Raw genomic sequence first — 1886 nt, 5'->3', positions numbered from 1 at the left:
TGCTGCGCCCGCAGGGCGTCACCTGCCTCGGCCGCGGCCTCGCGGGTGTCGAACAGGGCGAAGACCGTGGCCCCTGACCCGGACATGCGCACCAGCCGCGCGCCGGGCAGGGCCTCGACCGCCGCCAGTACCTGTCCAATGGCCGGCTGCAGCGCCACGGCGGGCGTCTGGAGGTCATTTCGTTGCGCCTGCAGCCATCCCGCGACCGCGCCGGGGCTCCAGTCGAGCGGCGGCGGGGGCATGTCGGCCTCGGCCGGCGGGCCCGCGTCCCAGGCGCGATAGACCGCCCCGGTTGACGAAGGGACGCCCGGATTGACCAGCAGACACGGGAGGGCCGGCAACCGGGGCTCGAAATTGAGACGATCGCCGCGCCCGCCGGCCCAGGCGGCCCGGGCGTGCAGGCACATGGGGCCGTCGGCGCCCACGCTGCCGGCGATCCTGGCCAGGGCTGCGTCGTCGAACGGCAGGTCCAGCGCATCCCGCGCCAGCTTCAGCGCCGCCCCGGCGTCGGAGGAGCCGCCGCCGAGGCCGGCGGCGATCGGCAGCCGTTTGTCGAGGGTGACCGCGAGCGCCGGATCGCCGATCCCTGCGGCCGCGCCCAACGCCCGCAGGGCGCGCAGGATCAGATTGTCGTCTGCGGCCCCCAGCGCTCCGCCGAACGGCCCCGCGACAGTCAGTGACAGCCGCTCCCCCGGCGCCACCGTCACGCGATCGCCGACGTCGGCAAAGGCGACCAGACTGGCGAGCGGATGATAGCCGTCGGCCTCGACCGGACCGACATGCAGGAACAGATTGACCTTGGCGGGCGCGAGCCGGGCGGTGAGGACCATGGCCTAGAACTGGCCGGTGGATACCGGCGCCTGGATCGACAGACCCTTGACCAGTTTCTGCTCGACCCCGGCGCGCTGTTCGGCATCCGGATCCAGCGTCAGGACGCGACTCCACTGCCATTCGGCCTCACGCTGGCGACCGACCTGCCAATAGGCGTCGCCCAGGTGATCGACGATGGTGGCGTTGCCCGGAAGCTTGGCTACGGCGCCTTCGAGGGTCTCGACCGCGGCCTCGTACTGGCCTTGGCGGAACTGGGCCCAGCCGACCGAATCCTGAATATGGCCGTTGTCGGGATCGGCGGCGAAGGCCCGGGCGAGCAGCTCCGCCCCCTGATCGACGCGCCGCCCGCTGTCCACCCACATATAGCCGAGGTGGTTCAGGATCGTCGGATTGTCCGGAACGGCCTGGAGCGCCGCCCAGAGCTCATTCTCCGCCTCCTCGAGGCGACCCAGACGTTCGAAGGCGCGGCCGCGCTCGAACCGCACATCGGCAAGCTGCTGGGCCGAGTTGAGGGCGGGACGTTCGAGGATCGACAGCGCCTCGTCGTGTCGGCCGACGTTGTTGAGATGGTTGACCAGGGTCAGGGCGAAAACCGGCTGGGCGGCCGCGGCGTCCGCGCGGCGAAAGGCCTCCAGCGCCGCGTCCTCGTGGCCGCCGGCCGCGAGGCTTTGCGCCAGTTGGGCCTGGGCGCGCGCGTACCGCAGGGGATCCACGCGGCTGACCCGGCCGAACGTCTCGCGCGCCGCGCCCTCCTGATTCCCCGCAGCCAGAGCCTGGCCGAGCGCCAGCGCCGTCTCGTCATCAGGATGCAGATGCTCGGACAGGCGCAGGTAGATGGCGGCGATCTCGTTGGTGTTCGGATGGCCCCCGAGGAAGATGGCCCCCAGGCGCAGCGCGTAGGCGGCCAGCTGGACCGGGGTGCGCAAGGCCGGCGCCGGCGACCGCGCCAGTTCCTCCGCCTCCCCGTCCGCGATCGAGCCCGGTTCATTCGTCGCCAGCGCTGTCCTGTAATAGGTCAGGACATCGTCGCGCCGGCCGCGGCGCTTGAGGAAGTC

General features: G+C 72.1%; 2 protein-coding genes. Both read right to left on the bottom strand.

The window, feature by feature from the left end; translation table 11 throughout:
* Positions 1-830: 4-(cytidine 5'-diphospho)-2-C-methyl-D-erythritol kinase (locus tag Q8S40_RS24780; RefSeq protein ID WP_305672547.1), on the bottom strand; the 830-nt coding region annotated here is incomplete at its 3' end.
* Between the two features lie 3 nt (positions 831-833).
* A partial coding sequence (locus tag Q8S40_RS24775; protein WP_305672546.1) for a M48 family metallopeptidase occupies positions 834-1886 on the bottom strand: 1053 nt, incomplete at its 5' end.

The organism is Falsiroseomonas sp. (assembly GCF_030695085.1).
Taxonomy (GTDB): Bacteria; Pseudomonadota; Alphaproteobacteria; order Acetobacterales; family Acetobacteraceae; genus Falsiroseomonas.
The sequence above is the reverse complement of the archived record's forward strand: the minus strand, read 5'-3'. Positions and strand labels throughout refer to the sequence as shown.